The sequence below is a fragment of the Sphingosinicella sp. YJ22 genome (assembly GCF_011320075.1).
Taxonomy (GTDB): domain Bacteria; phylum Pseudomonadota; class Alphaproteobacteria; order Sphingomonadales; family Sphingomonadaceae; genus Allosphingosinicella.
Window position 1 is genome coordinate 1 of the sequence record NZ_JAANPA010000064.1, and the last position, 8,065, is coordinate 8,065.

Consider the following 8,065-nt stretch of genomic DNA (forward strand, 5'->3'; position numbering starts at 1 on the left):
GGGGCCACGTTCGCGGTCGCCGCCACCGCCGCCACGGCCGCCGCGACGGTTGCGGTCGCCGCGGTCGCGGTCGCCGCCACGGCCACCTTCGCGGTCGCCACGGCCTTCACCGCGCGGACGCTCCTCGCGCGGGGGACGGGTGTCCTCCAACTCGGCGCCGGTCTCCTGGTCGACGACGCGCATCGACAGGCGGACCTTGCCGCGCGAATCGACCTCGAGCAGCTTGACCTTCACTTCCTGGCCTTCGGACAGGACGTCGCGGACGTTCTCGGTGCGCTCGTTGCGGATCTCGGAGACGTGGACGAGGCCGTCCTTGCCGCCCATGAAGTTCACGAACGCGCCGAAATCGACGATGTTGACGACCTTGCCGTCATAGACCTTGCCGACCTCGGGCTCCTCGACGATCCCGGCGATCCACTTGCGGGCCGCCTCGATCTGGCTGACGTCGGACGAGCTGATCTTGATCACGCCCTCGTCGTCGATGTCGACCTTGGCGCCGGTGGTGGCGACGATCTCGCGGATCACCTTGCCGCCGGTGCCGATGACGTCGCGGATCTTGTCCTTCGGGACCTGCATGGTCTCGATGCGCGGCGCGTTGGCCGACAGCTCGGTGCGCGCGGCGCCGAGGGCCTTGCTCATCTCGGCGAGGATGTGAGCGCGGCCTTCCTTGGCCTGCTCGAGCGCGGTGCGCATGATCTCCTCGGTGATTCCGGCGATCTTGATGTCCATCTGGAGCGAGGTGATGCCCTGCTCGGTTCCGGCGACCTTGAAGTCCATGTCGCCGAGATGGTCCTCGTCGCCGAGGATGTCGGAAAGGACCGCGAAGTCCTTGCCTTCGAGGATCAGGCCCATCGCGATGCCGCTGACCGGGCGGGTGATCGGCACGCCGGCGTCCATCAGGGCCAGCGAGCCGCCGCACACCGTCGCCATCGACGAGGAGCCGTTGCTCTCGGTGATGTCGGAGGTGACTCGGATCGTGTAGGGGAATTCGTCGTGGCTCGGCAGGACGCCGTGAAGCGCGCGCCAGGCGAGCTTGCCGTGGCCGACGTCGCGGCGCGACGGGGCGCCGAAGCGGCCCACTTCACCGACCGAGTAGGGCGGGAAGTTATAGTGGAGCATGAAGCGCTGGTAGGACAGGCCCTCCAGCCCGTCGATCATCTGCTCGGAGTCCTTGGTGCCCAGCGTCGTGGTGCAGATCGCCTGGGTCTCGCCGCGGGTGAACAGCGATGAGCCGTGGGTGCGCGGAAGGAAGCCGACCATCGCCTCGATCGGGCGAACGGTCTTGGTGTCGCGGCCGTCGATGCGCTTGCCGTCCTTGAGGATGGCGGTTCGGACGATCTCGGCCTCGAGCTTCTTGACCAGCTTCATGGCGACCATCTGCTGCTGCGGCTCGGCGTCGGCGAAGGCGGCCTTGGCCTTGTCGCGGATCGCGTCGAGCTGCTCGCGGCGGCTGCCCTTGTCGAGCGTCGCATAGGCCTTGGCGATGTCGGCGCCGATGAGGTCGCGGAGCTGCTGCTTCATCGCCGCATTGTCGGCGCCCTGGTCGAGCTCCCACGGGTCCTTGGCCGCCTGCTCGGCGAGGCTGATGATTCCGTCGATCACCTTCTGGCTCGCCTGGTGGGCGAACATGACGGCGCTCAGCATGACCTCTTCCGACAGCTCCTTGGCTTCGGATTCGACCATCATCACGGCATTGTGGGTGGCGGCGACCATGAGGTCGAGCTCGCCTTCCTTCATCTGCTCCTGGGTCGGGTTCAGCACGAACTCGCCGTCGACGCGACCGACGCGGGCGGCGCCGATCGGGCCCATGAAGGGGACGCCCGAGATGGTGAGGGCGGCCGACGCGGCGATCATCGCCAGCACGTCCGGCTCGTTCTCGCCGTCATAGGAGAGAACCTGCGCTATGACATTGATTTCATTATAAAAACCCTCAGGAAAAAGAGGGCGAATCGGTCGATCGATGAGGCGGCTGGTCAGCGTTTCCTTTTCGGTCGCGCCGCGCTCGCGCTTGAAGAAGCCGCCCGGGATGCGCCCGGCCGACGAGAATTTTTCCTGATAGTGGACGGTGAGCGGGAAGAAGTCCTGTCCCGGCTTCACCGACTTGGCGGCGGTCACCGCACAGAGGACGACGGTGTCGCCCAGGCGCGCCAGAACGGCGCCATCGGCCTGGCGCGCAACGCGCCCGGTCTCGAGGGAGAGGGTCTTGCCGCCCCACTCGATTTCAACGGTCTTGGTATCGAACATGTGATTTCCTTCAAACACCCGCAGCCGGATGCTGCGGGGGCCTCTTGGCGCGGGATGTCTTTCCCGCTGGTCGGACCCCTAATGGTCCAGACCGGCGCGCCACCGAATTGCAGGCGCCGGATATGCGAAGCGGCCCGCGAGGGGCCGCTTCATGATTACTTGCGAAGGCCGAGCTTCGCGATGAGCTGCTGGTAGCGCTCCTGGTCCTTGCGCTTGAGATAATCGAGCAGGGACCGGCGCTTGTTGACGAGCATGAGCAGGCCGCGGCGCGAGTGGTTGTCCTTGGCGTGCGTCTTGAAATGCTCGGTGAGATTGACAATCCGCTCGGTCAGGATCGCGACCTGGACCTCGGGCGAGCCCGTGTCGGTCTTGGTGCGGCTGTTGTCCTTGATCAGTTCCTGCTTGCGGTCGGCGGTGATCGACATCGTCATCCTTTCACATCTAGAGGTTGAAGCCGCGGACCACCCGAAGAACCCCTTCGGAACACTCCACCAGCGCGACCGGAACATCGTCCAGAAGTGCAAGATGGAGACCTGGCCTTGCGGCTGACCCGGTCGGCTGCTGCCCAACGCGGAGCAGATCGGCCTCTCGGGGTGTGACGGTCAGAGCCGGGATGTCGTCCAGCCCCGCCGCCAGAGGCAACAATGCCTCTTCAAGCCGCCGCGCCTTAGCGAGATCGGCCAATTTGTCCAGCGAAATCGCCTTTTCGAGAGTGAAGGGCCCCGCCTTGGTCCTGCGCAACATGGTGACATGGCCGACACTGTTCAACGCGTGCGCGATGTCGCGGGCGAGGCTGCGGATATAGGTGCCCTTGGAGACTCGGGCGGAGAGGGTGACGTCCTCAAGCTCCTCCCCGGTACGGGGAGGGGGACCACCCGAAGGGTGGTGGAGGGGGCCCTCCGCCCGCGCGGGACCCGGGGCCCCCTCCGTCTCGCCTTCGGCGAACCACCTCCCCGTACCGGGGAGGATCTTGAGGTCGTGAACAGTAACCCGCCGCGTTGCCAGCTTCACCACCTCCCCCGCGCGGGCGAGGTCGTAGGCGCGCTTGCCGTCGACCTTCAACGCGGAGAAGGCCGGCGGAAGCTGCTCGATCGGTCCGGTGAAGCGCGGCAGCACCGCCTCCACCTCGGTCAGGGTCGGCCGCCGCTTGGACGTCGCCACCACCTTCCCTTCGGCGTCGAGCGTATCGGTCTCCTCGCCGAAGCGGATGGTGAAGTGGTAGGCCTTGTCGGCATCGAGCATGCGCCCCGACAGCTTGGTCGCCTCGCCGAGCGCCACCGGCAGGACCCCGCTCGCCAGCGGGTCGAGCGTGCCGCCATGGCCCACCTTCACCTTGGCGTAGCCGCCCTCGCGCAGAGCGCGCTTCACCGCGCCCACGATCTGGGTCGAGCCGGGGCCCACCGGCTTGTCGATGATCAGCCAGCCATGCATGTCAGGCGTTGTCGTTGATCGGGGCGAGGCCGAGCCGAAGCTGCCGCTCCTCTGCCTCGCGGAGCCGCTCCATGAAGTGCCTCCGGCACAGCGCGATGTAACGGTCATTGCCGCCGATCTCGGTTTGATCGCCGGCCTTCACCGCGCGCCCCTCGGCATCCACGCGCAAATTCATCGTCGCCTTGCGCCCGCACTCGCAGATCGCCTTCAGCTCGACGAGGCTGTCGGCGAGCGCGAGCAAGGCGCCGCTGCCCTCGAACAGATTGCCCTGGAAGTCGGTGCGAAGGCCGTAGGCGAGGACCGGGATCTTGAGCTCGTCGCAGATGCTCGCCAGCTCGAGCACCTGGTCGCGGGTGAGGAACTGCGCCTCGTCGACGAGGATGCAGTCGACCGGCCGCTTCTTGATCTCCGCCTCGACCTCGGCGCGCAGATTGGTCCCCGCCTCATAGGTGTGGGCCTCGGTCTCGAGGCCAATGCGCGAGCCGATCGTGCCGCAGCCGGCGCGGTCGTCGAACGCGGCGGTGTAGAGCATCGTCTGCATGCCCCGTTCGCGATAGTTGAAGTCCGCCTGAAGCAGGGTCGTCGATTTCCCCGCGTTCATCGACGCATAATAGAAATAGAGCTTGGCCATCGGATCCCCGCTTAGCGCGCCCGCCACTCGTCGGCGAGGATCGAGAACAGCACCGTGTCGCGGACATGGCCGGTCCAGGTGATGCGGTCGGCGCGGAGCACCCCTTCGCGCACCCCGCCGATCTTCGCCATCGCCGCCTGGGACCGCTCGTTGCGCGCATCGACGCGGAACTCGATGCGCCTGAACCCGCACTCGATGACGCGCCGCATCATCAAATCCTTGACCCGCCGGTTGAACCCGGTCCCACGCAGCCGCGGCACATAATAAGTGTTGCCGATCTCGAGCACGCCGCGGTCGCGCTCGATGCCGATATAGGCGCTCATGCCGACGACCTCCCCGCCGAGCAGGATCGCGAACGCCTGCCAGTTCGGCCGCGACCGCAGCAGGTCGAAGCTCGCGTCGAACCTCTCCGGGTCGTAGGAAATGGAATAGATGTCCCAGATCGCCGGATCCCGGGCGCACGCGTCCTTGAGCGCGTCGCGGTGCCCTTCCTCCAGCGCTTCGATGGCGAGATCGCCGTCGCGCATCGGCGCTGCGAGGTCAGAATTCTGCATAGGCTCCGTCTGACGGAAGCGGACCGTTCCCGCCAGGCCTCTGCCGGATCGATCCGGGGTCGATTCGACCGCTCGCCGCGTCGCCGATCATCAACAATGGCTCCCACTGGCCGGTGATGGCGAAGTCGCCGACACCGCGCTGGACCAGGCACGCGTCGGTGGGCGCATAGACTGCGATGGCGATTCGGCGGCCGTCTCCGCTCCAGCGATGACCGGCGGCGCGCACGCGCGCGGTGTCGCCGAGGCAGGGATAGCGGCGAACCATCTCCGCGGTCGCTTCGGCGAACAGCGCCGACCGTTCAACGACGCTTCGGTTGACGATCTGGAACACCCGAAGGCGTTCCTGCCCGTTGCCGACCGAGTGGTTGACGAAGAACCAGTCCGAGCGCGGCGACCATTCGAGGACGAACGGCATGCCGTTGGCAAGGCTCGGAATCTCGTCGATGCTGTTGCCGTCGGGCCCGCCGAGGCGAACTGTGCCGGTGCCTGCGACCACCTCGACACCCCAGCGGCCGTTCGGTGCGATCGAGCGGCCGACGCACGGCGGCCGGAAAGTATAGGCCGACAGGCCCGGCTCCCGGCCGACGCCGTCGCAGTCGACATCGACAATCATGCGTGGTTCGTCGGCCGGGCCGGCCTCGGTCTGGCCGGCGCGGGGCAGCGACAGGATCGGCGTTCCCCCGCGCTCCATCGATTCAGACTGGAGCATCCACGCCGGCAGGTCGCCCGTCGCCATGGCGGCGAAGAACAGCATGACGGCACCGGTGCAGAGCGCAGCGCGGACGTGGAAGGACTGGGCCATGGGTCGACTATGCCCCGACCCCCGCACCCTTTGAAGAGCGCCTAGTCGTCGCTCGCGCCGAGATCGCGCGCCACCTTGGGGTCCCGCAGCAGGGAGTCGACCCGGCTGCCTTCGTCGAAGCTCTCGTCGGGCAGGAATTTCAAACGCGCGGCATATTTGGTGTTCACCCGCCGGGCGACTTCGCTCTGGAGATAGGCGGTGTTGGTGCGGAGCGCCTTGATCACCGCCGCCTCGTTGGTTCCGAGCAACGGCTTCACGAACACGGTGGCGTGGCGAAGGTCCGGCGACATCCGGACCTCGGTCACCGACACGGGATGGCTGGCGAGCACATCGTCATGGACGTCGCCGCGCATCAGCACCTCGGACAGGGCGTGACGCACCTGCTCGCCGACGCGGAGCAGGCGAACCGAGCGGGTTTCGGGGGTGTCGGTGTTACGCATAGTCCATCCTTCGCTCCTCTCCCCTCAGGGGAGAAGGAGCTAAAGCGTGCGCGCGCGCTCCTCGACCTCGAAGACCTCGAGATGGTCGCCCGCCTTGATGTCGTTCGTGTCGGCGAGAAGCACACCGCATTCGAGACCGGCGCGCACTTCGGCGACGTCGTCCTTGAACCGGCGAAGCGACGAGATCGTCGTCTTGGAGACGATGACGTCCTCGCGGGTGAGGCGGGCGTGGAGGCCCTTGCGGATGACGCCCTCGACCACGAGCAGGCCGGCAGCCTTGTCCTTCTTGCCCGCCGGGAAGACTTCCTTGACCTCGGCCCGGCCGACGACCGTCTCGATGACCTCCGGCCCGAGTTCGCCGGCCATCGCGTCCCGCACCCAGTCGGTGAGGTGATAGATGACGTCGTAATAGCGGAACTCGACCTTGTTGCGCTCGCCGATCTCGCGCGCCTTGGCGTTGGGACGGACGTTGAAGCCGATGATCGGCGCGCCCGAGGCCGAGGCCAGGACGACGTCGCTCTCGGTGATCGCGCCGGCGCCCGAATGGAGCACGCGGACCTTGATCTCGTCGGTCGAGATCCGGTTCAACGCCCCGACGATCGCCTCGACCGAACCCTGGACGTCGGCCTTGACGACCAGCGGGAATTCGATCGTGCTGCTCGCCTTCGACGCGAACATGTTCTCGAGGCTGACCGGAGCGGTGGTGGTGCGCTTGCGGTCCATCACGCTCTGGCGATAGGCGGCGACCTCGCGGGCGCGCGCCTCGTTCTCGACCACGGTCAGGGTGTCGCCGGCGGACGGGACGCCGCCGAGGCCGAGCACCTCGACCGGGACGGACGGGCCGGCTTCCTTGATCTGCTTGCCCTTGTCGTCGATCATCGCGCGAACCTTGCCGCTGACCGAGCCGACCACGAAGATGTCGCCGACGCGCAGCGTGCCGCGCTGGACGAGCACGGTGGCGAGCGGGCCGCGGCCCTTGTCGAGCTTGGCCTCGACCACGGCGCCTTCGGCGGGACGGTCCGGATTGGCCTTCAATTCGAGGATCTCGGCCTGAAGCTGGATCGCCTCCAGAAGCTTGTCGAGATTGGTCTTCTTGAGCGCGGACACCTCGACGTCCTGGACGTCGCCGCCCAGGTCCTCGACGATGATCTCGTGCTGCAGCAGCTCCTCGCGGACCTTCTGCGGGTTGGCCTCGGGCTTGTCGATCTTGTTGATCGCCACGATCATCGGCACGCCGGCCGCCTTGGTGTGGTTGATCGCCTCGATCGTCTGCTGCTTGATCGAATCGTCGGCGGCCACCACCAGGATGACGATGTCGGTGACGTTGGCGCCGCGCGCGCGCATCTCGGTGAACGCCTCGTGGCCCGGCGTGTCGAGGAAGGTGACCTTCGACTTGTCGGGCAAGGCGACCTGATAGGCGCCGATATGCTGGGTGATGCCGCCCGATTCGCCTTTCACCACGGAAGCGCCGCGGATCGCGTCGAGCAGGCTGGTCTTGCCGTGATCGACGTGGCCCATGATCGTGACCACCGGCGAACGCGGCTTCAGCGTCTCGGCGGCGTCGACGTCGGTCTCGGTCTGGATGTCGACGTCGCTCTCGCTGACGCGCTTGATGTTGTGGCCGAACTCGGTGACCAGCAGCTCGGCAGTGTCCTGGTCGATCGTCTCGGTGACGGTGACCGGCATGCCCATCTTGAACAGCGATTTGACGAGATCGGCGCCGCGCTCGGCCATTCGGTTTGCGAGCTCCTGGACGGTGATCGCGTCCGGCACGACGACGTCGCGGATCTGCTTGGCGGACGGGCCGCTCTGCTGATGGTGGCGCTTGTCCTTTTCGCGCGCGCGGCGGAGCGCGGCGAGCGAGCGGGCGCGGGCGCCGCCCTCGTCGTTGAGGGCGCGGGTGACGGTGAGCTTGCCGGACTGGCGGCGGTCGTCGCGGCCGCGGGCCGGGCGGGCCGGCTCC

The 8,065-nt window shown here is 67.2% G+C and carries 8 protein-coding genes; all 8 read right to left on the reverse strand.

Going from position 1 to position 8,065, the window contains the following annotated elements; translation table 11 throughout:
- Positions 1-2,244 (reverse strand): polyribonucleotide nucleotidyltransferase (pnp, locus tag G7B71_RS15140; protein ID WP_166042441.1); only part of this gene is annotated, 2,244 nt, incomplete at its 3' end.
- Positions 2,245-2,399: 155 nt separating this feature from the next.
- Positions 2,400-2,669 (reverse strand): 30S ribosomal protein S15, encoded by a 270-nt coding sequence (gene rpsO, locus G7B71_RS15145; RefSeq protein WP_166042443.1) that lies wholly within the window; start codon positions 2,667-2,669, stop codon positions 2,400-2,402.
- Between the two features lie 16 nt (positions 2,670-2,685).
- Complete coding sequence (gene truB, locus G7B71_RS15150; RefSeq protein ID WP_166042445.1) at positions 2,686-3,675, reverse strand: tRNA pseudouridine(55) synthase TruB; 990 nt, start codon at positions 3,673-3,675, stop codon at positions 2,686-2,688.
- A 1-nt stretch (position 3,676) separates the two neighbouring features.
- The gene (locus G7B71_RS15155; RefSeq protein ID WP_166042447.1) at positions 3,677-4,306 is read right to left on the reverse strand and encodes a thymidine kinase; all 630 of its coding nucleotides are present in this window, start codon (positions 4,304-4,306) and stop codon (positions 3,677-3,679) included.
- Between the two features lie 11 nt (positions 4,307-4,317).
- A complete protein-coding gene (locus tag G7B71_RS15160) occupies positions 4,318-4,860 on the reverse strand; it encodes a GNAT family protein (protein ID WP_166042449.1) in 543 nt (180 codons plus the stop codon).
- Positions 4,847-5,662: a hypothetical protein gene (locus tag G7B71_RS15165; protein ID WP_166042451.1), complete on the reverse strand. Its 816-nt coding sequence runs from the start codon at positions 5,660-5,662 to the stop codon at positions 4,847-4,849. Before G7B71_RS15165 ends, G7B71_RS15160 begins: the two co-directional genes overlap by 14 nt.
- Before the next feature lie 41 nt (positions 5,663-5,703).
- Positions 5,704-6,102 carry a 30S ribosome-binding factor RbfA gene (gene rbfA / locus G7B71_RS15170; RefSeq protein ID WP_166042453.1) on the reverse strand — a complete coding sequence of 133 codons (399 nt, stop codon included), beginning with the start codon at positions 6,100-6,102 and terminating at the stop codon, positions 5,704-5,706.
- Between the two features lie 39 nt (positions 6,103-6,141).
- Positions 6,142-8,065, reverse strand: a 1,924-nt coding sequence (infB, locus tag G7B71_RS15175) for a translation initiation factor IF-2 (RefSeq protein ID WP_166042455.1), incomplete at its 5' end; no start/stop codon positions are given.